Origin of the sequence: Nocardioides albus, from assembly GCF_014648255.1 — a bacterium.
Lineage (GTDB): Bacteria > Actinomycetota > Actinomycetes > Propionibacteriales > Nocardioidaceae > Nocardioides > Nocardioides albus.
On sequence record NZ_BMQT01000007.1, the window covers coordinates 244364 to 269086 of the forward strand.

General features: G+C 69.5%; 20 protein-coding genes. 14 read left to right on the plus strand and 6 right to left on the minus strand.

Annotated features, from left to right (window positions below):
- The first annotated feature begins 84 nt into the window (after positions 1-84).
- The 5 genes from thrS (at position 85) to IEY84_RS16535 (ending at position 6705) form a co-directional block, all read left to right on the plus strand.
- A complete protein-coding gene (gene thrS / locus IEY84_RS16515) occupies positions 85-2088 on the plus strand; it encodes a threonine--tRNA ligase (protein WP_221209219.1) in 2004 nt (667 codons plus the stop codon).
- Positions 2089-2167: 79 nt separating this feature from the next.
- Entirely contained in the window at positions 2168-2887 is a 720-nt protein-coding gene (locus IEY84_RS16520; protein ID WP_183550778.1) for a hypothetical protein, read from the plus strand.
- A 343-nt stretch (positions 2888-3230) separates the two neighbouring features.
- A complete protein-coding gene (locus tag IEY84_RS16525) occupies positions 3231-4226 on the plus strand; it encodes an AurF N-oxygenase family protein (protein WP_183550775.1) in 996 nt (331 codons plus the stop codon).
- 33 nt (positions 4227-4259) lie between these two features.
- Complete coding sequence (locus IEY84_RS16530; protein WP_183550772.1) at positions 4260-5942, plus strand: FAD-dependent oxidoreductase; 1683 nt, start codon at positions 4260-4262, stop codon at positions 5940-5942.
- Positions 5943-5997: 55 nt separating this feature from the next.
- Positions 5998-6705 (plus strand): TetR/AcrR family transcriptional regulator, encoded by a 708-nt coding sequence (locus IEY84_RS16535; RefSeq protein ID WP_183550769.1) that lies wholly within the window; start codon positions 5998-6000, stop codon positions 6703-6705.
- Between the two features lie 23 nt (positions 6706-6728).
- On the opposite strand, the gene IEY84_RS16540 is transcribed toward IEY84_RS16535, so the two are convergent.
- Complete coding sequence (locus tag IEY84_RS16540; protein WP_183550766.1) at positions 6729-8090, minus strand: APC family permease; 1362 nt, start codon at positions 8088-8090, stop codon at positions 6729-6731.
- Between the two features lie 159 nt (positions 8091-8249).
- Here IEY84_RS16540 and IEY84_RS16545 point away from each other — a divergent pair, with 159 nt between their 5' ends.
- Complete coding sequence (locus IEY84_RS16545; RefSeq protein WP_183550762.1) at positions 8250-9311, plus strand: M36 family metallopeptidase; 1062 nt, start codon at positions 8250-8252, stop codon at positions 9309-9311.
- A gap of 16 nt (positions 9312-9327) precedes the next feature.
- On the opposite strand, the gene IEY84_RS16550 is transcribed toward IEY84_RS16545, so the two are convergent.
- Both IEY84_RS16550 and IEY84_RS16555 read right to left on the minus strand, forming a co-directional pair.
- Complete coding sequence (locus IEY84_RS16550; protein WP_183550759.1) at positions 9328-10002, minus strand: response regulator transcription factor; 675 nt, start codon at positions 10000-10002, stop codon at positions 9328-9330.
- Positions 9981-11255, minus strand: coding sequence for a sensor histidine kinase (locus IEY84_RS16555; protein ID WP_183550756.1), 1275 nt, complete (start codon positions 11253-11255; stop codon positions 9981-9983). Before IEY84_RS16555 ends, IEY84_RS16550 begins: the two co-directional genes overlap by 22 nt.
- A 109-nt stretch (positions 11256-11364) precedes the next feature.
- Between IEY84_RS16555 and IEY84_RS16560 the strand changes: the two genes are divergently transcribed.
- From IEY84_RS16560 to IEY84_RS16575, 4 genes are read left to right on the plus strand one after another with little or no spacing between them, the layout of a single operon-like run.
- Positions 11365-12156, plus strand: a complete 792-nt coding sequence (locus tag IEY84_RS16560; RefSeq protein WP_183550753.1) for an ABC transporter ATP-binding protein — start codon at positions 11365-11367, stop codon at positions 12154-12156.
- Positions 12153-14036 carry an FtsX-like permease family protein gene (locus tag IEY84_RS16565; protein ID WP_183550750.1) on the plus strand — a complete coding sequence of 628 codons (1884 nt, stop codon included), beginning with the start codon at positions 12153-12155 and terminating at the stop codon, positions 14034-14036. The genes IEY84_RS16560 and IEY84_RS16565 overlap by 4 nt, the downstream gene beginning before the upstream one ends.
- A 40-nt stretch (positions 14037-14076) precedes the next feature.
- Positions 14077-14613 carry an HIT family protein gene (locus IEY84_RS16570; RefSeq protein ID WP_183550836.1) on the plus strand — a complete coding sequence of 179 codons (537 nt, stop codon included), beginning with the start codon at positions 14077-14079 and terminating at the stop codon, positions 14611-14613.
- Positions 14614-14652: 39 nt separating this feature from the next.
- On the plus strand, positions 14653-15057 hold the full coding sequence (locus IEY84_RS16575; RefSeq protein ID WP_183550747.1) for a RidA family protein: 405 nt from the start codon (positions 14653-14655) through the stop codon (positions 15055-15057).
- Here IEY84_RS16575 and IEY84_RS16580 read toward each other — a convergent pair.
- A complete protein-coding gene (locus IEY84_RS16580) occupies positions 15054-17231 on the minus strand; it encodes an acyltransferase family protein (protein WP_183550744.1) in 2178 nt (725 codons plus the stop codon). The genes IEY84_RS16575 and IEY84_RS16580 overlap by 4 nt on opposite strands.
- A 191-nt stretch (positions 17232-17422) precedes the next feature.
- Here IEY84_RS16580 and IEY84_RS16585 point away from each other — a divergent pair, with 191 nt between their 5' ends.
- From IEY84_RS16585 to IEY84_RS16595, 3 genes are read left to right on the plus strand one after another with little or no spacing between them, the layout of a single operon-like run.
- Positions 17423-18541: a sugar ABC transporter substrate-binding protein gene (locus IEY84_RS16585; protein ID WP_183550741.1), complete on the plus strand. Its 1119-nt coding sequence runs from the start codon at positions 17423-17425 to the stop codon at positions 18539-18541.
- The gene (locus tag IEY84_RS16590) at positions 18538-19287 is read left to right on the plus strand and encodes an ATP-binding cassette domain-containing protein (protein WP_183550738.1); all 750 of its coding nucleotides are present in this window, start codon (positions 18538-18540) and stop codon (positions 19285-19287) included. Before IEY84_RS16585 ends, IEY84_RS16590 begins: the two co-directional genes overlap by 4 nt.
- A complete protein-coding gene (locus IEY84_RS16595; RefSeq protein WP_183550735.1) occupies positions 19284-20552 on the plus strand; it encodes a sugar ABC transporter permease in 1269 nt (422 codons plus the stop codon). The genes IEY84_RS16590 and IEY84_RS16595 overlap by 4 nt, the downstream gene beginning before the upstream one ends.
- Positions 20553-20636: 84 nt before the next feature.
- Here IEY84_RS16595 and IEY84_RS16600 read toward each other — a convergent pair whose 3' ends face one another.
- Both IEY84_RS16600 and IEY84_RS16605 read right to left on the minus strand, forming a co-directional pair.
- Positions 20637-22148 (minus strand): serine hydrolase domain-containing protein, encoded by a 1512-nt coding sequence (locus IEY84_RS16600; protein ID WP_183550732.1) that lies wholly within the window; start codon positions 22146-22148, stop codon positions 20637-20639.
- 76 nt (positions 22149-22224) lie between these two features.
- Positions 22225-23253, minus strand: a complete 1029-nt coding sequence (locus IEY84_RS16605; RefSeq protein ID WP_183550729.1) for a LacI family DNA-binding transcriptional regulator — start codon at positions 23251-23253, stop codon at positions 22225-22227.
- 160 nt (positions 23254-23413) lie between these two features.
- On the opposite strand from IEY84_RS16605, the gene IEY84_RS16610 reads away from it, so the two are divergent.
- Complete coding sequence (locus IEY84_RS16610; RefSeq protein ID WP_183550726.1) at positions 23414-24694, plus strand: ABC transporter substrate-binding protein; 1281 nt, start codon at positions 23414-23416, stop codon at positions 24692-24694.
- Positions 24695-24723: the final 29 nt, after the last annotated feature.

Consider the following 24723-nt stretch of genomic DNA (forward strand, 5'->3'; position numbering starts at 1 on the left):
CTCCGGGTGGTGTCCGACGGTGCTTGATGCACGTTGTGCGCCGCCATCTGGATACGATCGGTGTCGCCGTAGACCACCCGAACGATGCCAGGAGAAACCGTGTCCGAGATCAAGATCGCCGTACTCACCCCCGACGGGCGCGAGGAGCGGACGGTCACTACGGGCACGAAGGCGTGGGAGCTCTTCGCGGACAACCCCGACGTGATCGCGGCCAGGGTCGGCGAGGATCTCAAGGACCTCGCTTACGAGCTGGTCGACGGCGTCGAGGTCGAGGGCGTCCTGATCGACTCCGAGGACGGTCACAACATCCTGCGCCACTCGACCGCGCACGTGATGGCCCAGGCGGTCCAGGAGCTCTTCCCGGAGGCCAAGCTCGGGATCGGCCCGCCGGTGACCGACGGCTTCTACTACGACTTCGACGTCGAGACCCCGTTCGTGCCCGAGGACCTGGTCAAGATCGAGTCCCGGATGAAGAAGATCATCAAGGCCAACCAGAAGTTCTCCCGCCGGGTCACCACCGACGACGACGCCCGCGTCGAGCTGGCCGAGGAGCCCTACAAGCTCGAGCTGATCGGACTCAAGGGCTCGGCTGCCGATGCTGCCGAAGGCGCCAGCGCCGAGGTCGGCGGCGGCGAGCTGACCATCTACGACAACCTCGACCGCAACGGCGAGATCGCGTGGAAGGACCTGTGCCGCGGCCCGCACCTGCCGACCACCAAGCGGATCCCGGCCTTCAAGCTGATGCGGTCCGCCGCGGCGTACTGGCGCGGTGACGAGAAGAACAAGCAGCTCCAGCGCATCTACGGCACCGCCTGGGAGTCCAAGGAGGCGCTCGAGGCCCACCTGACCCGGATCGAGGAGGCCGAGCGCCGCGACCACCGCAAGCTCGGCCGCGAGCTCGACCTGTTCTCCTTCCCGGACGAGATCGGCTCCGGCCTCCCGGTCTTCCACCCCAAGGGCGGGATCATCAAGCGGGAGATGGAGGACTACGTACGCGCCAAGCACATCGAGCACGGCTTCGAGTACGTCGGCACCCCGCACATCGCGCGTGAGCAGCTCTTCCACACCTCGGGCCACCTGCCCTACTACGGCGACGGCATGTTCCCGGCGCTGGACGTGGACGGCCAGGACTACCGCCTCAAGGCGATGAACTGCCCGATGCACAACCTGATCTACCGCTCCCGCGGGCGCTCCTACCGCGAGCTGCCGCTGCGCCTGTTCGAATTCGGCTCCGTCTACCGAAACGAGAAGTCGGGCGTCATCCACGGGCTCACCCGCGTGCGTGGCTTCGCCCAGGACGACTCCCACTCCTACTGCACCAAGGAGCAGGCCCCGGCCGAGGTCAAGCACCTGCTCGACTTCATGCTCACCGTGCTCAAGGACTTCGGTCTCGACGACTTCTACCTGGAGATGTCGACCCGCGACGACGCCAACAAGGACAAGTTCGTCGGCAGCGACGAGGACTGGGCCGAGGCCACGAAGATCCTCGAGGACGTCGCGTCCGAGACTGGTCTCGACCTCGTGCCCGACCCGGGCGGCGCGGCGTTCTACGGCCCGAAGATCTCCGTCCAGGCCAAGGACGCGATCGGCCGGACCTGGCAGATGGGCACGGTGCAGTACGACTTCAACCAGCCCTCCGCCGACCGGTTCAACCTGGAGTACCAGGCCGCCGACGGCACCCGCCAGCAGCCGGTGATGATCCACTCGGCCAAGTTCGGCTCCATCGAGCGGTTCCTCGGCGTGCTCGTCGAGCACTACGCCGGCGCCATGCCGCCGTGGCTCGCCCCGGTCCAGGTGGAGATGATCCCGGTCGCGGATGCGTTCAACGACTACGTCTACGACATCGCCGGCAAGCTGAAGAAGGCAGGCGTACGCGTCGAGGTGGACGAGTCGAGCGACCGCTTCCAGAAGAAGATCCGCAACGCCCAGCTCCAGAAGATCCCGTTCATGCTGATCGCCGGTGGCGAGGACGTCGACAAGGGCGCGGTCAGCTTCCGTTACCGCGACGGCCGCCAAGAGAACGGCATCCCGGTCGACGAGGCCATCGCCCGGATCGTCGCCGCCGTGGAGTCGCACGAGCAAGTCTGACCACGTCGCGGTGTGCTGCCAGGAGTGCGCTCGAGCGCACTCCTGGCAGCACACCGCGACTGTTTTGAGGAGTAGCCCAGTGGCTCAAGAGCTGCAGGAGGCGCTGACCGAGGTGGACGCGTTGTTCGCCGGGCGTACCTGTGCCACTGACAACGTCTGTCTGCACTGCTACCCCGAGGCTTGGGCGGTGGAGCTGTCCCGGCCGGACACGTCACTGCATTCGCAGTTCCTGGAGTCAGTGACGTACAAGAATCCGTGGTCCGTAGAAGATCACGACGCACTCCTGCGTAGAATTCTTCCCCAACTGGCGCGAGGGATGGCGGCGGGAACGGTGCATGTCGCCTGGCCTGAACAGCACGCGCTGGCTCGTGGTGGATGGCGGTCGTGGCCCGAGCGCGAGTCCAGCGCCGTGCGCAGGTTCGTCGAAGCATGGTGGCACGACCTGATCGTCGTGAGCGAGCCCAATCACACCGTCGAGAAGGCCTTCGAGACGTACGTCGCCATCACGGCCGATCTCGCCGCAGCACTCGACTCGTGGCCGCGGGGCGACATCGCGACCGCGCACTTCGTAGCGCTCAGCAAGGACTGGCTGTGCGACCTTACCCACGGAAATGACCCGCTCGATGGGATCGACCAGATCGACGACGCCGGGGGTCAGCTCGAACGCTGGTACATGACCACCGGTGCTGAGAAGCTTCGCAATGCGGGCGAGTTGGAGCTCGCCGTGGACGCCGAGCGGCTCGCGCTGGACATCGACGAGAGGATGAAGCTCCTCTACGGAGCGAGCCCAGACGCGTAGACCTAGCAACGGCGACCATCCGAAACCGTGCGCAGGCCGCGACACGCCGAACTCCCGGCGCGTCGCACTCCCATTCATGGGTCGAAGCGGTCACCCGCTGCGCGGGCAGCGCCCACGATCGCCTCGCGACGACCACACCGTCTCCTCGGCGCTCGAAAGGACTGTGTTGGTTTCGACACGCTCGCTGGCGCTCGCGGCTCGACCAGCGGTGGGCCCTGGGCCTCATCTTTAAATGTGACGGCATGTCGCGCGTACTCTTGTTATCGGGACACGTGTCCGGGTAACGTGGGTCACGTAGTCAGTGGTTCAACGCAGAACTCAACGGTGCAAAGGAGCGATCGTCATGACCGCCGTTCAGGATGAGAAGTCCGTCGGATACGTCCGCCAGGGCAAGCAGGCCTACCTCGACACGCTCCGCACGCTGTCGGAGGCCTCGGTGGAGGTCCACTTCGACCCGTTCAAGGACATCGACTGGGACTCCGCCGAGCTGGAGGTGCGCCCGGACGACGAGCGCTGGATCCTCAACGACGCCGACGAGATCGGTGCCCACCCGTGGTACAAGGCGCTGTCCAAGGAGCGCCAGATCGAGATCGGGATGTACCGCTGGGCTCAGGTCGCCAAGGTGGGGCTGCAGTTCGAGCAGCTGCTCATCGGTGGCGTGATGAACCACCTGGTGTGGTCGGAGAACAACAACCCGGAGTTCCGCTACGCGACTCACGAGGTGACCGAGGAGACCCACCACACCCAGATGTTCCAGGAGTTCGTCAACCGGGTGAACCCCGACGTGGCGGGTGCGCCGACCTACTTCAAGGTCCTGGTGCCCTTCATGGCCTCGGCGGGCGCGTTCTTCCCGGAGGCGTTCTTCACTGGGATCCTCGCCGGCGAGGAGCCGATCGACCACCTGCAGAAGGGCGCGATGCGCTCCGGCGGCAGCCACCCCGCGGCCAACCGGATCATGCAGATCCACATCGCCGAGGAGGCCCGCCACATCGGCTTCGCCCACCAGTACCTCGAGCAGCACGTGCCCGAGCTCGGCCGGGTGAAGAAGACCCTGCTGGCCTACATCTTCCCGGTCATCATGCGACTGCTCTGCGACGTGATCATGGTCCCGAGCAAGCAGGCGCGCTACGACATGGGCATCCCGGACGCGGTCGCCCGCGAGATCTGGTGGAAGTCGGAGGAGTCCGAGAAGCTGCTGCGTGACCTCTTCGGTGACGTACGCCTCCTGGCCGACAACCTCGGCATCCGCAAGGGTCCGGCCAAGCTGCTGTGGAAGCTGACCGGCATCGACGGGCGCGCCTCGCGCTTCCGTGCCGAGCCGCGCGCGGCCTCCTACTGATCACATCCAAACGGCCTAGAACGGTAGTCACACGTGCCTCACGTCGTCACCCAGTCGTGCTGTGCAGACGCCTCCTGCGTGGTCGCCTGCCCGGTCAACTGCATCCACCCCGCCCCGGGCGAGCCCGGCTTCGGTGAGGCCGAGATGCTCTACGTCGACGCCAAGAGCTGTGTCGACTGCGGCGCCTGCGTCACGGCCTGCCCGGCCGACGCGATCGTGCCGCACACGACCCTGACCGCCGCGCAGGAGCCGTTCCTGGCCATCAACGCGGAGTACTTCGAGGTCTTCCCCCACAAGGACCGCACCCCGCTCGCCCTGGTCCACCCGCAGCGTCGGCTGACCCGCACCGGACCGTTCCGGGTCGCGGTCGTCGGCGCCGGGCCGGCGGGGATGTACGCAGCCGACGAGCTGCTCAAGCACCCCGAGATCAACGTCGACGTCTTCGACCGGCTGCCGACGCCGTACGGCCTGGTCCGGGCGGGCGTCGCGCCTGACCACCAGAACACCAAGCAGGTCGAGAAGCTCTTCGCGCAGGTCGAGTCGCAGCCGGGATTCCGTTACTTCCTGGGTGTCGAGGTCGGCAAGGACGTCTCCCACGCTGAGCTGACCGCCCGCTATCACGCGGTGGTCTACACCGTCGGCGCGGCGAGCGACCGGGCGCTCGGGATCGAGGGCGACGACCTGCCCGGCTCGCTCAGCGCGACCGACTTCGTGGGCTGGTACAACGGCCATCCGGACAAGCAGGACCTGCCCGTCCACCTCGACGCGGAGTCCATCGGATCGGGGCGGGTCGTCCTGGTCGGCAACGGCAACGTGGCGCTCGACTGTGCCCGGATCCTGGCCGAGGATCCCGAGCGGCTGGCCAGCACGGACGTCGCCGACGGATCGTTGGCGGTGCTGCGCGAGAGTGCGGTGCGGGAGGTGGTCGTCCTCGGGCGCAGGGGGCCTGGGGAGGCGGCCTTCACCGTGCCGGAGCTGGTCGGGCTGATGGGCCACGCCGGCGTCAACGTCGCGGTCGACACCGGCGACCTTCCGCTCGAGGAGGCGCTCGCCGGAGGCGAGACGACCACCCGGTTGCTGCGCGAGATCTCGGGCCGCGAGGTGCGTCCGGAGCTGCGTACGGTCGTGCTTCGGTTCCTCAGCTCGCCGGTGCGCGTGCTCGGCACCGAGCGGGTCACCGGGGTCGAGGTCGGCCGCAACCGCCTCGAGCGCGACGAGAACGGTGTCGTCCGCGCGGTCCCCACCGGCGAGACCGAGGTCCTCGAGACCGGGATGCTGCTGCGCGCGGTCGGCTACAAGGGCCTGCCCGTGGCTGATCTTCCCTATGACGCCGCGACCGGGACCGTCCCCAACGAGCGCGGCCGGGTGCTCCCGGGCGTCTATGTGGCCGGCTGGGTCAAGCGCGGCCCGAACGGCTTCATCGGCACCAACAAGTCCGACGCCGAGGAGACGGTCGATCAGCTCCTCGACGACCTCGACGCGGACCGGATCCCCGCCCCGGTCGGTGACGCCGGGGAGATCACTGCGGTCGTACGCGGCCGGCAGCCCGGCATGGTCGACCTGGCCGGCTGGCAGGCGATCGACCGTGAGGAGAAGCGGCGCGGCGCCGAGGCGGGTCGCCCGCGGGTGAAGATCACCGACGTCGAGGAGATGCGGGGCATCGCCGCGAAGTCGCGGAAACCCCGATACTCTCTTCGACGTCGCAAGGAGCGCTGAGTCGCTCTCGACGCCGACGCGAAACATGCAGCACGGGAGCAGGGGGGTGGCGCGGATGGTCGGGGAGAAGCGCGACGGTCGGCAGGACCGGTGGAGCAAGCACAACGAGCAGCGCCGTCAGCAGATCATCGATGCCGCCATCGCGGTGATCGAGGCCGGTGAGCCCGGCGCCGACGTGCAGGTGCAGCAGATCGCGGTGCGCGCCGGTCTGTCGCGCACTGTCATCTACCGCCACTTCGAGGACCGAGCCGACCTCGACCGCGCCGTGCAGCAGGCGATCCTCGACGGGCTCTGGTCCGACCTGTTGCCCGGGATCACGCTCGACGGCACCGTGCCGCAGATCATCGAGCGGGTCATCGGCACCTACGTCCGGTGGGCCAGGGCCCATCCTGCGCTCCACCTCGCGGCCGACCATGACATCGACGGTGGCGACGACGGTCCGCTGCAGCAGGGCATGGAGCAGCTCGCCGGCCGGATCTCGGCGATCGTCGGCACCGCCGTCATCGCCCTCGGGGGCAAACCCACCGAGGAGGAGGCCGAGGCCCTCGACCCGCTGATCTACGGCCTGGTCGGCGCGGTTTTCGGTGCCGTACGCCGGTGGCTGACCCGCACCGGCGAACGTCTGCCCGCCGAGACCCTGGAGCGGCTCACCGCCCAGTCGATCTGGTTCGTCATCGACGGCCATGCCCGCGGTTTCGGGATCGAGCTCGACCCCGACCTTCCTCTCGAGGAGCTGCTCTCCCAGGAGACGTTGGCCATCTGAGCCCGACTCACCGGTGGGACCGATCAGTCCAGATCGCGAGTCAGCTTCTCGACATCCTCTTCGTCGATCTCCCGATTGCGGGCCGCACGGGCGATGAAGAACAGAATCGTTCCGAGGATGATGTAGCCGCCGCTGATCATCCACGTCACCGCGCTCTGCTGGGTCAGCAACGCCACGCTGGCGATGAGTGCCAGGATCGAGACGATCCTCGGTGCCGTGAAGTGGTCGTGTGCGACGACGTCCTTCTTGAGCACCAGCGCCGAGATGTTCGCCGAGATGAACACCAGCACGAGCAGCAGCACGGTGGTGTCGGCCAGGGTGCCGACGTCGCCGATGAAGCTCATGGCCATGGTGGCTGCTCCGACCACGAGGATCGCCACCCATGGGGTCCGCCGTGTCGGTGCCACCTGGCCGAACATCCGCGGCAGCAGGTTCGCCTCCGCCAGTCCGTAGGTGGCGCGACTCGCCATCACCATGAACAGCAGCGCGCCGTTGCCGATCGCGATCAGGGCGATGAGCGAGAACAGCCAGGACGGGAAACCGAAGCCGGAGGCGGTGATCACCTCGAGGAGCGGAGCCTCGGAGCTGGCCAGCTGCTCGGTGGGCACGACGATGGACGCGCCGATGGCGATCGCCAGATAGACGACACCGGCGGTGAGGATGGCGCCGAACAACGCTCGGGGGTAGGCGCGGCTGGGGTGCTTGACCTCTTCGGCCATGTTGGCTGCGGCCTCGAACCCGAGGAACGAGAAGAACGCTGTGACGGTCGCCGCGAAGGCACCCTGCAGCGGTGTGACGCCGTCGGCGAAGGTGGTCAGCCGAGACACGTCTCCGTCGCCGTTGCCGAAGACCATGGCGGCCACCACGATGATGATGATCAGGCCGGTCATCTCGATCAGCGTCGCGCCGACGTTGGCCATCATCGACTCGCGCACGCCGCGGAGGTTGATCACCACCAGCAGCCCGATGAAGACAAGCGTGACCGGCCCCTGCGGGAGGTCGACCAGGTCTTGGAGGTAGTCACCCGCGAAGGCGTTGGCCAGCGCTGCGGACGTGGTGATTCCCGAGGACAACATCAAGAAGCCGATCAGGAACGTGACGTAGTCCTTGTTGAACGCCCGCTCCGCATACCTCGCCGCGCCGCCGGCGTGTGGGTACTTCGTGATCAGCTCCGCGTAGGTGCCGGCCGTCAGGAGCGCCAGGATCAGCGCCAGGATCAACGGCAACCAGATGGCGCCGCCGACATCTTGGGCCATGCTGCCGACCAGGGTGTAGATCCCCGCACCGAGGGTGTCGCCCACGATGAAGAAGAACAACAGCCAGGTCGTGATGCCGCGCGTGAGCTTGGTCTTCGGTTCGTCGGAATCCTTGAATGTCTCCCCCATCTCTGCACAGTGCCACACGGACGGCGTCGGAAAGCGTGGCCGGAGGAGACAACGAGGTTAAAGAAATTGTTGGTCCGGGTCGTGCGAACCGCTGGCCCGTCGTACGACAGCGGATAACCTGGCGGGGTATCGCTCCAGCCGCGCAGCCCAGGAGAAGACATGTCGTACCAGCACCGAATCTCGATCGCCGTCACCGCGGGCCTGGCGGCCACCGCCGCGTTCGCCGTCCCGCTGAGCCCAGCCACAGCGGCCCCGGGCAGCGGCTCCTCCGAGGGCACCGCCAGCGTCTTCATGGTCAACCCGATCCAGTCCAGCAACGACCAGAGTCTGACCGACCAGAAGGACGCCGCGAGCGCCGTCCCGGCCAGCGCCTACGCCCAGGTGCCGCTGACCCACCTGGACGGCTCGGGCTACCTGCGCGGCGACTACGCCGTCGTCGAGTCGAGCACCGGCACCCCGGCGTACTCCTCGACCAACAGCTACTCCTACAACCGCCACCAGGACCAGTTCGAGCAGGTCATGGGCTACTTCTGGGTCACCCGCGCGCAGACTTACCTGCACACGCTCGGCTTCGGCGAGACGCTCCCGGGCGTCCTGAACGAGCCGTTCTCGGTCAAGATCAACCAGTACGGCGGCGACAACTCCTACCAGACCGACAAGCCCTTCCGGATCCGGCTGGGCAAGGGCGGGGTCGACGACGCCGAGGACGCCGAGGTGATCGTCCACGAGTACGGCCACGCCGTCCACGCCGACCAGGTGCCCGGCTACGGCGGCAGCCTCGACGCCGGCGCGATCGGGGAGTCGTTCGGCGACTACCTCGCCGTGACCGTCGGGCTCGACGCCGCCTCGGAGTTCGGCTGGCCGGTCGCCGCCAACCCGGCCTGCCCGATGGACTGGGACTCGGCCTCCTACACCGCCGCACCGCACTGCATCCGCAGCTTCGACCTCGACCTGACCCTCGAGGACCGCCGCAACCAGGTGCACTACGACGGCCAGATCTGGAGCCAGGCGCTGTGGGAGATCCGCGAGGGCTACGAAGCGCTCGGTCTCTCCACCCGCGACTGGGACACCACGCTGATCTACTCCCAGTTCTCCTACGCCCCGGACACCAGCTTCCAGGCCGCGGCCGCTGAGACGTACGCCGCAGCGGCTGCTCGCGACGGCCAGGCGGCCGCCGATCTGGTCCGTGACCGGTTCGCTGCCCGGGGGATCACCTTCTGATCCTCACGCCGATCCGCTACGCCTCGCGCAGGTAGGCGAGGACGGCGGAGACGCGTCGGTCGGTGGTGGGGTCGAGCCGGAGCTTGGCGAAGATGTTGCCGACGTGCTTGCGCACGGCGGCCTCGGAGACGAACAGCGCGGCGGCGATGCTGCCGTTGGTGCGCCCCTCGGCCATCAGGGCCAGGACCTCACGCTCGCGCTCGGAGAGCACGTCGAGCGGACCGTCGGGCTGGTGCCGGCTGAGGAGGCCGCGTACGACCTGGGGGTCGACGACGGTCTCCCCGCCGGCCACCCGGTCCAGGCTGTCGAGGAAGTCCCGGACGTGGCCGACCCGGTCCTTGAGCAGGTAGCCGATGCCGCCGCCACCGGTGGTGTCCAGGAGCTCGGCGAGGTAGGCGTCGGCGACGTACGCCGAGAGCACCAGGACGGCCAGGTCGCGGTGCCGCCGGCGGAGCTCGGCGGCGGCCCGCAGCCCCTCGTCGGTGTGGGTCGGCGGCATCCGGATGTCGGTGATGACCACGTCGGGGCGGGTGTGGTCGGTGAACGCGAGCAGGGCTTCCGCGTCGCCGACCGCGGCGATGACCTCGTGGCCGGCTCGCTCGAGGATGGCGAGGAGGCCTTCGCGCAGCAGCGCGGCGTCCTCGGCCAGGACGATCCTCAGGCCGATCCTCAGGGGAGCACGGTCGGGCACGTCATCCTCACTTCCGTCGGTCCGCCCGGTGGGCTGGTGACCTCCAGGGTGCCGTCCAGGGCAGCCAGCCGGGTGGCCAGACCGGCCAGCCCGCCGCCGGGACGTACGGCGGCGCCGCCGGCCCCATCATCGCGTACGCCGACCACGAGCCGGTCACCGACGACCTGCCCCTGGACGCGGGCCGAGTGGGCGCCGGCATGGCGGATCGTGTTGGTGAGCGCCTCGGCGACGACGAAGTACGCCGCGGCCTCGACCGGCGCCGGCAGCCGGTCGTCCACCCGCAGGTCGACCGAGACCGGCAGCCCGGCGGCGTCGGCGAGCTCGCGGACCGCAGCGGTGAGGCCGTGGTCGACCAGCACCCGAGGATGGATCCCGCGGACGGTGGCGCGAAGCTCGGCCAGCGCCGTCTCGGCCTGGGCGTGGGCCTGCCGGACGAGGTCGAGCCCGGCGCCCTCGGGCACCTCGAGCTCGGCCAGGCCGAGCGTCATGGTCAGCGCGACCAGGCGCTGCTGCGCGCCGTCGTGGAGGTCGCGCTCGATCCTGCTGCGTTCGGTCTCGAAGGCGTCGACGAGGTCGACACGGGACCGGCGCAGGTCGGCGACGGCCGCGGCCAGCCGGGCGTGGGCCGGTTCGAGCAGGAGCCGCGCCAGGCTCGCCTGGGCGGCGGCGAGGAGGGTGGCGGCGTACAGGCCGGCGATCAGCAGCACCAGCCCGGGGACCACTGCGATCCAGGCCTCCGCCGGCGTGGTGAGCTGCCAGGGGCCGAACGCGACGGGACCGCCGAGCCGGACCAGGAGCGGGGCGAGCACGAGCACCCCCGGGATGGTGATGATCAGGTTGAGCGCGACGGCGTCGACCAGCCACAGCACCGTGGCGACCAGCACCGTGTAGCCGACCTCGGGCCCGGAGATCCGCAGTCGGCGCAGTGCCCGGAGCCGGTCGCCCCAGGCGATCGGCTGCGGCGGCTCGGCCGGGCCGGGACGGGCCTCGGGGAGGATCAGCCGGAGGCGTAGCCGCTCCACGTCGGCGACGAGCGCCGCCAGCAGCGGGATCCCGGCGAGGACCAGCACGCCGACCAGGAGGATCAGGGTGAGCAGTCCGACGCCGACCAGGAGGAACAGAGCGACGGCGACGACGAGACCGACCAGAGCACCGGAGGCCAGGTAGGCCAGGGCGCGCCAGGGCCAGCTGGAGGCGAGCAGGCGCCAGGGCGAGGAGCGCAGCGCGGCCCAGACGTCGGGTGGTGGTCTCATGACTCTCGAGCCTAGGCACTCAGCACCCCAGGGCGGGTAGCGCACGCGCTACCTCGTCGTGGCGGCCGCGCCCGTGTGCGCGCCGCGTACGAGGCGTTTGCTGGAAACCATGACCGCCACCTTCCCGGCCGCTGTCCATGCGCCCCGGCCGCCCGGCCCGCCCGCCGTCGTGCTCGACGACGTCACCCGCACCTACCGGTCCGGCTCCGGCACGGTCCACGCCCTGCGAGGCGTGAGCCATGCCTTCGCCGCCGGGACGTTCACCGCGATCATGGGGCCGTCGGGATCGGGCAAGTCCACCCTGATGCAGATCGCCGCCGGCCTCGACCGGCCGACCCGGGGTAGCGTCCAGGTCGCCGGTACCGGCCTGGCCGGCTTGAACCGGACGACCCTGACGAGGCTGCGCCGACAGATGATGGGCTTCGTCTTCCAGCAGTACAACCTGCTCGACGCCCTCACGGCGTATGACAACGTCGCCCTTCCCGCCCGTCTCGCCGGAAGGCGCCCGAACCGGGCCGAGGTGATCGGGGCTCTCGAGCAGGTCGGTCTGCACGGGCTCGCCCGGAGGCGGCCGCCGGAGCTCTCCGGCGGCCAGCAGCAGCGCGTCGCCATCGCGCGTGCGCTGCACGCCCGGCCCGCGGTGCTCTTCGCCGACGAGCCCACCGGTGCGCTGGACCGCCACGCCGGACGTGACGTGCTCGAGCTGCTGCGGAACCTCGTCGACGCGCCGGTCACTCACGGGCCGGCGCAGACGGTCGTGATGGTCACCCACGACCCGCTCGCCGCCTCGTACGCCGACAGCGTGCTGTTCCTCGCCGACGGCCAGGTCGTCGGGCAGATGGAGCGCAGCGACGCCGCCCGGATCGCCGCCCGCATGGCCGAGCTGGAGCCCGTGCGATGAGCGTCGTCTCGCTGGCCGCGCACAGCCTGAAGACCCTGCGCCAGTCGTGGCCCCCGTACGCCGGGGCAGCCGTCGCCCTCGCCGGCGGCATCGCCCTGATCACCCTCGCCACCAACATGCTGGGAGCGCTCGGCACGGCCACCGAGGGGCTCGACCCGCAGACCCGGACGCAGATCGACGACCTCGGGTCGCTGTTCGGGATCATGGCCGGCATCTCGCTCTTCCTGGCGCTCTTCGTGGTCTCCTCGACCTTCGGTTTCGTGGTGGCCACCCGGCGCCGAGAGCTCGGCCTGCTCCGCCTGCTCGGCGCCACCCCGTGCCAGGTGCGGACCCTGCTGCTCGGAGAGGCGCTCGCCGTCGCGGCGGTCGGCACCGTCGCGGGCTGCCTGCTCGGCACCGCCGTCACGGTGCCGGTACTGCACGTCCTGCACCAGGCAGGGGTCACGCCGGTCCTGCTCGCGATGCCGAGCCAGAGCATCGGGTGGGCGATCGCCGCCTCCTGCGGTGTCGGGGTCGCGCTGGTCGGGGCCTGGCGCGCGGGCGCCCGGGCGGGACGTACGCAGCCGGTCGAAGCGCTCCGCGACGCGGTCCTCGAGCGCCGACGGCCCACCGTGATCCAGGCGGTGGTCACTCTCACCGCGGCCGCCGCGCTGGTCGCGACCGCCGTGTTCGCCTCCGGGATGCCGCTGCTGTTCGCCCTGCTCGTGGGCATGTTCCTGCCGATCGTCGCGGTGATCGGGGCCAACGCGGTGGGCGGCCTGCTCTACACCGAGCTCGCCGCCCTCGCTGGTGCCGCGGTGGCGGGACGGGACCCGTCGGCGCACCTGGCCCGCGACCTCGCCCGCACCAGCAGCCGGATGACCGCCGCGGTGGCGGCGCCGGTGGTGGCCATCATGGCGGTGGCCGGCTCGATGGTGCTCGCGGTCGGTGCGACGGCCGACTGGAGCGAGGGCGCCGACCGGGCCGCGCTCAGGTCGGAGCTGGTCGTCGAGCAGGCAGAGCGCCCGGAGCGGATCCAGGATGTGCCCGGGGTGGGCGTGAGCGACGTACGGCGCACGGCTCAGGTCGGGTTCGGGGGCGGTCCCGAGGACGTCGAAGTCGTCGACGTCTCGAGCGCGGCCGCCACGCGGAGCCTGCAGGCGACCCGGGGGAGTCTCGACGACCTGCACGGCCGGGCGATGGCGGTCACCGCCTCCTACGTCACCGACCTCGGCGGCCGGGTCGGCCAGACCCGACGGATGCGCATCGACGGCCGGCTCGTCAAGGTGCGCCTGGTCGCGGTCGTCCCTGACGCCCCGAACCTGTGGAGCGACATCATCGTGCCCGACGACCTGCCACGCATCGACCGGGTCGCCCGCGACACCGGAACGGTCTTCGTACGCACCGACGCCGGCGCGGATGTCGTGGAGACCGCACGGTCGATCCGGGAGACCGGCGCCGAGGTGAGCACCGGCGAGGAGTGGGTCGGCACGGTATCGGCCGAGGCGCGCGAGATGAACACCGTCGTTCTCTGGGTGATGCTCGGCCCGGCCGGGGTCTACGCCGCGATCGCGGCCATCAACGCCGTCCTGATCGGGGCGAGCCAGCGCCGCCGCCAGACCGCCACCGCCCGGCTCCTCGGTGCCACCCCGGCACAGGTGCGCCGGACCGCGCTCTGGGAGACGGTGTTCACCGGCGCCGGCGCGCTGCTCGTCGGGGGCTCGATCACCGCCTTCACCGGATGGCTGATGCGGGAGGCGGTCGTACGCGACGTGCCCGGCGCACCGTTGACGTTCCCCTGGCAGGCCCTCTCCGGGATCACGGCGGCCTGCCTGCTCGTGCTGATCGCCGCAGCGGTCGCTGGGGCGTACGCGCTGCGGGAGGGGGAAGTGCCGACCTGAGCCTGTTCGGGGGTTAAGTAGTGTTTGCCGCGTGACAGACATGGACGGCGTACTCACCCAAGACGGGATCGGCGAGGGCGACGGGCTGGAGCGACTGTGGACGCCCTACCGGATGGCCTACATCCGCGGTGAGAACAAGCCCAGCGACCCCTCGTCGACGAGCTGCCCGTTCTGCCGGGTGCCGACGCTCGATGACGCCGAGGGCCTGGTCGTCCACCGCGGCGAGACCTGCTTCGTGGTGCTCAACCTCTACCCGTACGCCCCGGGCCACATGATGGTCTGCCCCTACCGTCACATCGCCGGCTACGTCGAGACCACCGACGAGGAGGCCGCCGAGATGGCGATCCTGACCAAGCAGGCGGTCCGGACCCTCGCCGGCGTCTCGCAGGCCGAGGGCTTCAACATCGGCATGAACCAGGGCACCGCCGGCGGCGCCGGGATCGCCGCTCACCTGCACCAGCACATCGTGCCGCGCTGGGTCGGCGACCAGAACTTCATGCCGATCATCGGCCGCACCAAGACCCTGCCTCAACTGCTGACCGACACCCGTGACCTGCTGGCGAAGGCGTGGGCGTAGCCGGTGCTCGCCGAGAGCACCCGAGAGGAAACCCAACCCATGTCAGACATCTGCATCTCCACCGACCAGGCCCCTGCCCCCGCGCACACCTTCTCCCAAGGCGTCGTCCGCGGCGGCCTGATCCAGGTCTCCGGCCAGGGCCCCGTCGACCCCGCCACCAACGAATACCTGTTCCCTGGCGACGTCAAGGCGCAGACCGTACGCACGCTGCAGAACGTCGAGGCGATCCTGGCCGCCGGCGGCGCCGGCTTCGAGGACGTCCTGATGCTCCGCGTCTACCTGACGACCCGGGACGACTTCGCGGCGATGAACGAGGCCTACGGTGAGTTCATCGGCTCGCGGGTCGCCGAGGGCGGCATCCTCCCGTGCCGTACGACCGTGATGACCGGGCTGCCGCGCGAGGAGATGCTCGTCGAGATCGACGCGCTCGCCGTCGCCCGCTAACCGACGATGCGGGCCAGCTCCTTGCCGAGGTAGGGCGCCAGCGTGCGGGCGTACCGCGCGGTGATGTGGTTGCCGTCGCGGTAGACGATGACGTTGCCGATCACCGCCGGGCAGGCCTCGTCCCCGCAGAACAGGTGGGTCAGGTCGACCAGGTGTGCGTTCGGGTCATGGGCGACCGCGTCGCGGTGCGGGTCCTGGACGAGCACGTCGGTGCGCGGGCGTCCGCACGCCTCGCCTGCCGTCTCCGGGGAGTGCTGCTGGATGCAGCCCAGAGTGGTGCGTAGATAGGCGGCGCTGTCGGGCTCGAACATCGGGTTGTCGACGAGCGCGATCACCGGGACGTCGGTCGAGGGCCGGTGGCTCCAGGCCTCGACCAGGCCGTTGACGGTGGACTCGTACGGTGTCTCGCCGGTCCGCGGCTGGGTGTGCTTGCGGGCGGAGTGGGTGACGATGATCGCGTCGAGATCCTTCTGCTCGGGTGCGCGCAGGTAGTCCTCGAGCTGCCGGTTCCACTCCGCGCAGGCGGGGCGGTTGTCGGCGATGCTGCCACCGAGCGGCCGGGCGTTCCAGTGGCAGGCGGCTCGGGAGGCGACGTCGATGCGCCAGTTGCGTTGGCCGCCGATCAGGTCGAGCGCGCCGACCGGGGCGACCGCGTGGGAGTCGCCGACCATCAGCAGCCGCTTCTCGTAGCCCTCGACCGCGCCGTTCGGGCACGCGCTGAACCGCACCGGCCGCTCCTCGAAGGACCAGCACTCTGCCCGGTTGTCGTCGTCGGCGCCGATGGCGGCGACCGCCGGGATCAGCTCGCCGCGCAGGTCGGGGTTGCCGCACGACCCGCCGGCGGCGCTCGCCGCCAGTGCGGCTGCCCCGAGGCACTCGGTCGTATACGGGTCGGCGGTGGCGAGCCGGGCCGCAGCCGCGACCGCTCTGTCCTCGGAGTGGTCGATCGCGGCCAGGCCGCTCGCGCCGACGCCGACGGCGACGACGAGGGCCGCCGAGGTGGCGACCAGAGCCCGCGGGCCGCCAGGCCGGATGACGTACGTCTGCACCTGTCGGGTCACCAGCCGGTTGGTCGCCCAGGCGAGCAGGATCGAGACGACCAGCACGCCAGCTGCGGAGACGAGCGTGAGCCGCTCGGCGCCGGAGTAGTAGAGCCAGGCGATCAGCAACGGCCAGTGCCACAGGTAGAGCTCGTAGGAGATGTCGGCCACGAACCGCAGCGGACGGGTCTCCAGAAGGCGGCGCGGCCCGCGCGGCGACGGTGTCGAGCCGACCATCACCAGCAGCGCCCCGGCGACCGGCCACAGGGCCAGCGGTCCCGGGAAGCGGTCCGCGCCGTCCATCACGAAACCGCAGGTCAGGACCAGGGCGATGCCGGTCCAGGCGACGTACGGCTTGATCCTCTCGGGCAGGCTCAGGCGGCGTAGGGCGAGCGCGGCCAGGGCGCCGGCGGCGATCTCCCAGAAGCGGGTGAGCGAGTTGAAGTACGCCGCCGCCTGGTCGGTCCCGGAGACCTTGATCGCGTAGGCGAAGGAGGCCGCGAACGCGGCCGCGGTCAGGACGAACAGCACCCGAGCGAGGGACAGCCGGTCGCGCAGCAGGCCCCTGGCCACCGCGCGGAGAACTAGGGCGAGGCCGACGATCACCAGCGGCCACAGCAGGAAGAACTGCCCCTGCACCGCGAGCGACCAGAAGTGCTGCACGGGAGTCGAAGACGGTCCCGCGGCGCCGTAGGAGAGCTGGCTGGCGATGAGCTCCCAGTTGAGCGTATAGGTGGCGGCCGCGATGATCTCGCGGGTCGTCTGAGTCCACAGCGTCTGCGGGATGAAAGCGACCATCAGCGCGGCCGTCGCGGCCAGCACGATCAGGGCGGGCGCGGCGAGGCGCGCGAACGTACGCCCGTAGTGCTCGCCCAGCCTCACCCGGCCTCGCTCGGCCTTGCCGACCAGCGACCGGGTGGCGAGGAAGCCGGAGATCACCAGGAAGACATCGATCCCGCCGGAGACCCGGCCGTTGCCGAAGAGGTGGAAGGCGACCACGAGCGCCAGTGCGACGCCCCGCAGGCCGTGGATCTCGCTGATGTGGCCGGAGCGGACCTGCCCAGATTTGGGGCTGTTGAGGTCGCTGTCGTCGCGGCTGGTTCGGGGCGTGCGGAAATCCGAGATGGCGGTCACGTGATCGCTGTTCTAGTGGACGTCGGTGGGCGTGAGACGCCGCACCGTAACGAGCACTGGTGACCAGTTCGCGTACGGCTGTTGTCGAACTGCCATCGAGATCTCCTCAGAACCGCTTCACGCCACCGCCGAAGCAGATAGGTTGCACCCCGACGTGACTTAGATCACACCCAGGACTGAGGAGTTCGACGATGAACACGCACAAGATCGGCCGCCTGATCGCGGTCGCAGCGGTGGCGACCCTGTCGACCGCATCGCTCGTGGCATGTGGAGGCTCGGATGACGGTGGCGACTCGGGAGACTCGGGCGGCACCGACGTCGGAGTGATCCTCCCCGACGCGACCACGTCTCCCCGATGGGAGTCCCAGGACCGGCCGAACCTCGAGAAGGCGTTCGCCGACGCCGGCCTCGAGGCCACGATCCAGAACGCCCAGGGCGACACCGCAAAGTTCGGTCAGCTATGCGACAGCATGATCAACGAGAACGTCAAGGTCATCATCATCACCAACCTCGACTCCGAGTCGGGCGCGTCCTGCCTGAAGAAGGCCGCCGACGCGGGTGTGACGAGCATCGACTACGACCGGCTGACGCTCAACGGCGGCGCCTCCTACTACGTCTCCTTCGACAACGTGAAGGTCGGCGAGCTGATGGGCACGGGCCTCGACGAGTGCATCACCGCCGCCGGCAAGAAGGGCGGCAACATCGTCTACGTCAACGGCGCGGCCACCGACAACAACGCGGCCCTGTTCAAGTCGGGCTACGAGAAGGCGCTCGAGGCGAAGATCGCCGACGGCACCTACAAGCTCGTCGGTGACCAGTCGGGGGAGTGGGACGCCACCAAGGCCGGGAAGGTCTTCGACCAGATGTACACCGCCAACAACGGAAAGATCGACGGCGTGGTCTCGGCCAACGACACCATGGCCGGCGGCATCGTCGCCCGGCTGAAGGCCAACAACGCGCAGGGCAAGATCCCGGTGACCGGCCAGGACGCCTCGGTCGAGGGTCTGCAGAACATCCTGCAGGGCTTCCAGTGCGGCACCGTCTACAAGAACACCGCGCTCGAGGCCAAGGCCGCCGCGGACCTGGCGATCGCGCTGATCGAGGGTGACAAGGATGCCGCCGAGGCGCTGGCCACCGGCACCGTCGAGGACACCGAGGCCGGCAAGGACGTGCCGTCGGTGCTCGCCGAGCCCGTCTGGGTCACCAAGGAGACCGTCGGTACGGTCATCGAGGACGGTCAGGCCGACGCCGCCGAGGTGTGCGCCGGGGCGATCGCCGACCTGTGCACCGAGAACGGCGTGCCTCAGTGAGTCCGCTGCTGGAGCTGCACGGCGTCGAGAAGTCCTTCGGCGCCGTGCAGGTCCTGCGCGGAGTGGACCTCTCGGTCCAGGCGGGCCGGGTCACCGCGCTCGTCGGCGACAACGGTGCCGGCAAGAGCACCCTGGTCAAGGGGATGGCGGGGATCCATCTCTTCGACGCCGGTGACTACCTCTTCGAGGGAGAGCCGGTGAAGGTGACCAACCCCAAGGACGCCGCCGCGCTCGGCATCGAGGTCGTCTACCAGGACCTCGCGCTGTGCGACAACCTCGACGTCGTCCACAACATGTTCCTCGGCCGGGAGATGAAACGGCTGCGGCTGGTCGACGAAGACACCATGGAGCAGCGCGCTCGCGAGACGCTCGACGGCCTCTCGGTGCGTACGCTGAAATCGGTGCGTACGCCGGTGGCCTCCCTCTCCGGCGGTCAGCGCCAGACCGTGGCGATCGCCCGCGCCGTGCTGTGGAACTCAAAGCTCGTCATCCTCGACGAGCCGACCGCGGCTCTCGGCGTGGCGCAGACCGAGCAGGTGCTCCGCCTGGTTCGGCGCCTGGCTGACCGGGGCCTCGGCGTCCTGCTGATCAGCCACAACCTCAACGACGTCTTCGAGGTCGCCGACGACATCGCCGTCCTGTATCTGGGCGGCATGGTCGGGCAGATCGACGCCGCCTCCACGACGCGTGAGCGGGTCGTGCAGGCGATCACCACCGGCGTCGTTCCTGAAGGAGGTGCGGCATGAGTATCGATACAGATGACCCCACGGTCGCCGCTGCGCCGGATCCGGAGCCCGACAACTCGCTGGGCGGGATCTTCCGGGCCTACCTGGCCAAGCTCAGGGGTGGTGAGGTCGGCTCGCTGCCGGCGGTGCTGGGTCTGATCGCGCTGGTCGTGGTCTTCTCGTCGCTGCGTCCCGAGCAGTTCACCAACTCGTTCAACTTCGCCAACCTGATCGGCCAGTCGGCGGGGGTGACCGTGCTCGCGATGGGCCTGGTCTTCGTGCTGCTGCTGGGCGAGATCGACCTGTCGGCGGGATTCGCCGGTGGCACGTGCGCCGGGGTGCTCGGCGTGTTCCTGACCCGGCAGGAGTGGCCGCTGATCCCGGCGCTGCTGGCGGCGCTGCTCACCGGCGCGCTGATCGGTCTGCTCATCGGTCTGCTGGTGGCCAGGCTGGGGATCCCGTCGTTCGTGGTCACGCTGGCCGCGTTCCTCGGGCTGCAGGGTGTGCTCCTGACGATGATCGGTGAGGGCGGGACGATTCCCATCCGCAACGACTTCATCAACGGCCTCAACAACGCCAACCTGCCGGTCTGGCTCGGCTGGGCGCTCGGCCTCTTGTGCATCGTGGGCTATGCGGCCTCGACGTACATCACCGATGCGCGCCGTCGCGCCAAGAATCTCACCGTGCAGCCTTTACTGCTGTGGGCGCTGAAGACCGGGCTGCTGACGGTCGTGGTGGTGGCTGTGGTCGGCTACCTCTCCGTCGAGCGCAGCCGCAACCCGGCGCTGACCTCGCTCAAAGGGGTGCCGGTCTCGCTGGTGGTGATCGTCGGCCTGCTGATCCTGCTCACCTTCACGCTGACCCGCACCGCCTGGGGCCGGCACGTCTACGCGGTCGGCGGCAACGCCGAGGCGGCGAGGAGGGCCGGGATCAACGTGTTCCGGGTGCGCCTGTCGTGCTTCATCCTCTGCTCCACCATGGCGGCGGTGGCCGGCATCATGATCGCCAGCCGAACCAACTCGGTGAACCCGAACACCGGCGGCGAGACGACCCTGTTGTACGCCGTGGGCGCCGCCGTCATCGGCGGCACCTCGCTCTTCGGCGGCAAGGGCCGGGTCATCGACGCCGTCATCGGTGGCACCGTCGTGGCCGTCATCGACAACGGGATGGGTCTGCTCGACCAGCCCCAGGGCACCGTCTGGATGGTCACGGGCCTGGTCCTCCTGGTCGCGGCCAGCGTCGACGCCCTCTCCCGGAGGAGAGCGTCGGCGACAGGGCACGTGTAGCCCTTATATCGCCGAGTCGGCTCGTTCTGACCGAAAAACACGCCGAGTCGGCTCGTCATGACGAGCCGACTCGGCGATTTGATGTCAGGACGCGCCGACTCGACTGGGACGCTTGTCAGGACGAGCCGACTCGGCGAGGGCGACTCCGCGCCGCCGGCGCAGTCCGAGGATGCGTGCGACGATCGTAGCCAGGTTCGCCGCGGCGGCGAGACCGGCCCAGATCATCAGCGCGGGCGAGTAGTAGACGAGCTGGAGCAGGCTGATGTCGCGGCCTCCTCCGACGACCTGCCCGACCAGGCTCGGCAGCGCGAGCAGGAGAAGCGTGGGCACCAGTCGCGGCACCAGCCGAGCCGTCAGCTCCCACCACCGTCGGTCGCCGAACCTGTCGATCCAAACCCTGGTCCGGACGAGCCGGCGCAGGCCGAGGCCGAGGCTGAGCAGGGTGAGCGCGGCGAGCACGAGATCGGTCCACAGCCGGATCGGCGGCATCGGGTCGGTGGTCTCGCCGTCGGCGATGGCCGCGACCCGCGTCGCCAGCTCGCCGGTGCCCTCGTTGCCCAGCCCGAGCCCGCTGTTGCCGATGACGACGATCCCGTGCCCGGAGCTCGTGAGGAGTATGTCAGCCGTGTAGGTGAACCAGATGCCGTTGTGGCCGACCTCTTTGCCGTCCTCGGTGCGGTCGACCTCCCAGCCGAGCGCGTAGTCCGCACCCTTCCGCGGCGTCTGCACCTGCGCGACGGTCCCCGCGGGAAGCACCCGGGTCCCGTTCGGGGCGACGCCGTCGTTCTGCTGGACCAGGAGCCAGGTGGCGAGGTCCTCGGGGGTGGTGATGACGCCGTCGGAGCCGTTCACAAAACGATGCGGCTCGGCGGTCGACGGGGTCATGCCGTACGCGTAGACGTGTCCCTCGGCGACATCGGAAGGTAGGTCCTCGGGGGTGACGTCGATGGTCGTCGTGCGGTCCATCCCGGCGGGCTCGAAGATGTTGCGCCGGAGGTGGTCGCCGAACGGCTCGCCGGTGACCACCTCGACGAGGCGCGCGGCGAGGTGGAAGTTGGTGTTGGTATAGGCGTACTTCTCCCCGGGGTCGGTGGCCAGTTCGGCGTCGCGGGCCCGCTGCTCAGCCTCAGCGAGCGTCGCTGGTTGCGCGAGACTCTTCTCACGCAGGGTGAGGTCGGTGATCCCGGAGGTCTGCTCCAGCAGGTGACGGACCGTGATCTCGGCGCCACGTGGGTCGTGGATCCGGAAGTCCGGAAGGTAGTCGTAGACCGGCGAGTCCAGGTCGACGGAGCCGGCGGCGACCAGCTGCATGACCGCTGCCGCCGTGATCGTCTTGCTCGCCGAGGCGATCGGCATCGGTGTCGTCGGGCTGATCGCGGAGCCGTCGGCGTCGACGCCGTAGTCGGTGTGGTGGGTGGTCCCGTCGTCATCGGTGACGACCACGGCCACACCGGGGTAGCCGCTCGTGGTCGCGAAGTCCTCGACGGCACCGGCGATCGGGTCGCCGGTCTGTGCCGCTGCCGGATGGGCCTGGGGAATCGCCGCGACGGCGGCGACTCCGAGCGTCGCCAGGGCGACTCGAACATGTCGATTCATGTCGGCAATCGTCGCGGCGGATCCCGTCAGCGGGCGTCGGTCCGTGGGCTGATCCGGCTGTCGTACCCCGGGATGATCAGGCCGGCGGAGCGGTGCTGCCGCGCTCGACCAGCTCGGCGGGCAGGCGCAGGTGGCGCTCGGTGTGCTTGCCCTCGAGCAGCTCGAGCAGGAGGCCGAGCGCGGCTCGGCCCATCTCGTGAAGGGGTTGGGCGACGGTGGTGAGCGGGGGAGTGGCGTCGCGGGACTCGGGTACGTTGTCGAAGCCGACCACCGAGAGGTCCTCGGGGACGCGCAGACCGAGCGAGCCGGCGACCTCGATGACCTTGATCGCGGAGATGTCGTTGGCTGCGAAGACGGCGGTGGGGCGCTCGCCGGTCGGGAGCGAGAGCATCTCGCGGGCCGGTGCCTCGGCGAGCTCGGGGTGGTAGCCGCCCACCCGGATCAGCTTGTCGGAGACGCTCAGGCCGGCGTCATCGAGGGCCTCGCGATAGCCCTGCTCGCGCAGACCCGCGGAACGCAGGTCGGGGCGGCCGCCGAGGAAGCCGATGCGCCGGTGACCGAGGCCGACCAGGTGGTCGACGGCGAGGCGGGCGCCGGTGACGTTGTCGGCGTCGACGGTCATCGGGCCGTCGGGTCCGGTGTGCGGGTCGATCGCGACGACCGGGATGGTGGTCTCGTCGGTGATGATCATCGACGGGGTGACCACGATTGCGCCGTCGATCAGGGTGTGGCCGAGGCGGGAGAGCGAGCGCCGCTCCCAGCCGGTGTGATTGTGGGCCCCGGTCCGGCCGGCGTGCGCCAACAGTTCGTAGCCCGTGCCGTGCAGGGCCGCCGAGATGCCTTTGAGGAGCTCGGCGGAGTAGGGCTCGAACTCGGCGACGAGCACACCGATGACTCCGGTGGACTTGCGGCGCAGGCTCGAGGCGATCAGCGATGACTGGTAGCCGAGCTGGTCGATGACCGCGAGCACCTTCTCGCTGGTCGCCTCGCTGACGCCGTAGCGCTCGTTGATCACCTTCGAGACGGTGGCGACCGAGACGCCTGCCTCCCGCGCTACGTCGTTGATCGTCACCCGGCGGGGGCGGGGCTGGTCCAGCGTGCTCATGCCCTGACAGTAGCCCACCTGGATCAGGTCCGATAACCATCTACGAAAACGTTATCGACAACGATTGACACTACCCCCCGGAAGGGGCCATGCTCGTCCCGACATTTGTGGCGGCAGTCACATCACCCCACACATCCAGAGCTTTGACGAGAGGTCCAAGATGTCGAGGAAGACACAAGCGCTCGCCGCGCTGTGCGCCGGATTGATGATTGCCGCCACCGGTTGTGGCGGCTCGGGCGACTCCGGTGGCGACGACAAGACCATCACCTGGTGGCACAACTCCAACAACGACCCCGGCAAGGGGTACTACGAGCAGGTTGCGAAGGACTTCGAGAAGGCCAACCCCGGCATCGACGTCAAGGTCCAGGCGTTCGCCCACGAGGACATGCTGACCAAGCTCGACGCCGCCTTCCAGAGCGGCGACGTCCCGGACGTCTACATGGAGCGTGGCGGCGGCGAGCTCGCCGACCACGTCGAGGCCGGCCTCACCCGCGACCTCTCCGAGGACTCCAAGGACATCATCGACCAGATCGGCGGCAGCGCCGCCGGCTGGCAGGTCGACGGGAAGACGTACGCCCTGCCGTTCTCCATGGGAGTGGTCGGGTTCTGGTACAACACCGAGCTCTTCGAGAAGGCGGGGATCACTGCGCCCCCGACGACCATGCAGGAGCTGTACGCCGCGTTCGACAAGCTCGACAAGGCCGGCATCACCCCGGTCTCGCTGGGCGCCGGCGACGGCTGGCCGGCCGCGCACTACTGGTACTACACCGCCCTGCGCGCCTGCTCCCAGGACGTGCTGGAGAGCGCGGTCGCCGACCTGGACTTCTCCGACCCGTGTTTCGTTCAGGCCGGTGAGACCGTCGACGAGATCGTGGCGAAGGAGCCGTTCAACAAGGGCTTCCTCTCCACCCCGTCGCAGACCGGCCCGACCTCGGCCAGCGGCCTGTTGGCCACCGGCAAAGTCGCCATGGAGCTGGCCGGCCACTGGGAGCCCGGCGTGATGCAGGGCATCACCGAGGACAAGCAGGGACTCGGCGAGAAGACCGGCTGGTTTCCGTTCCCGGCCGTCGACGGTGGCGCCGGTGACCCGACCGCCCAGCTCGGCGGCGGTGACGCCTGGGCGGTCTCCGAGGCGGCGCCCGACAAGGCCGTCGACCTCGTGAACTACCTGCTCTCCGACGAGGTCCAGAAGGGCTTCGCCGAGAACGACATGGGTCTGCCGACCATCCCGGCGGCCGGCTCCTCGGTCAAGGACCCGGCGCTGGCCGACCTGCTGAAGGTGCGCGACGAGTCACCGTTCGTGCAGCTCTACTTCGACACCGCTTTCGGCGAGTCGATCGGCGGCGCGATGAACGACGAGATCGCGCTGCAGTTCGCCGGCAAGGCCACCCCTGAGGACGTCGTCACGGCGACCCAGGAAGCCGCGGACAAGGAGAAGTGAGCATGGCGGACCGAAGCACGTTCTCGGGA

Coding starts and splice junctions, on each gene's coding strand:
- thrS (WP_221209219.1), top strand. CDS start 85: ATGCCAGGAGAAACCGTGTCCGAGATCAAGATCGCCGTACTCACCCCC.
- IEY84_RS16525 (WP_183550775.1), top strand. CDS start 3,231: ATGACCGCCGTTCAGGATGAGAAGTCCGTCGGATACGTCCGCCAGGGC.
- IEY84_RS16535 (WP_183550769.1), top strand. CDS start 5,998: ATGGTCGGGGAGAAGCGCGACGGTCGGCAGGACCGGTGGAGCAAGCAC.
- IEY84_RS16540 (WP_183550766.1), bottom strand. CDS start 8,090: ATGGGGGAGACATTCAAGGATTCCGACGAACCGAAGACCAAGCTCACG.
- IEY84_RS16545 (WP_183550762.1), top strand. CDS start 8,250: ATGTCGTACCAGCACCGAATCTCGATCGCCGTCACCGCGGGCCTGGCG.
- IEY84_RS16555 (WP_183550756.1), bottom strand. CDS start 11,255: ATGAGACCACCACCCGACGTCTGGGCCGCGCTGCGCTCCTCGCCCTGG.
- IEY84_RS16560 (WP_183550753.1), top strand. CDS start 11,365: ATGACCGCCACCTTCCCGGCCGCTGTCCATGCGCCCCGGCCGCCCGGC.
- IEY84_RS16565 (WP_183550750.1), top strand. CDS start 12,153: ATGAGCGTCGTCTCGCTGGCCGCGCACAGCCTGAAGACCCTGCGCCAG.
- IEY84_RS16570 (WP_183550836.1), top strand. CDS start 14,077: ATGGACGGCGTACTCACCCAAGACGGGATCGGCGAGGGCGACGGGCTG.
- IEY84_RS16575 (WP_183550747.1), top strand. CDS start 14,653: ATGTCAGACATCTGCATCTCCACCGACCAGGCCCCTGCCCCCGCGCAC.
- IEY84_RS16585 (WP_183550741.1), top strand. CDS start 17,423: ATGAACACGCACAAGATCGGCCGCCTGATCGCGGTCGCAGCGGTGGCG.
- IEY84_RS16595 (WP_183550735.1), top strand. CDS start 19,284: ATGAGTATCGATACAGATGACCCCACGGTCGCCGCTGCGCCGGATCCG.
- IEY84_RS16600 (WP_183550732.1), bottom strand. CDS start 22,148: ATGAATCGACATGTTCGAGTCGCCCTGGCGACGCTCGGAGTCGCCGCC.
- IEY84_RS16605 (WP_183550729.1), bottom strand. CDS start 23,253: ATGAGCACGCTGGACCAGCCCCGCCCCCGCCGGGTGACGATCAACGAC.
- IEY84_RS16610 (WP_183550726.1), top strand. CDS start 23,414: ATGTCGAGGAAGACACAAGCGCTCGCCGCGCTGTGCGCCGGATTGATG.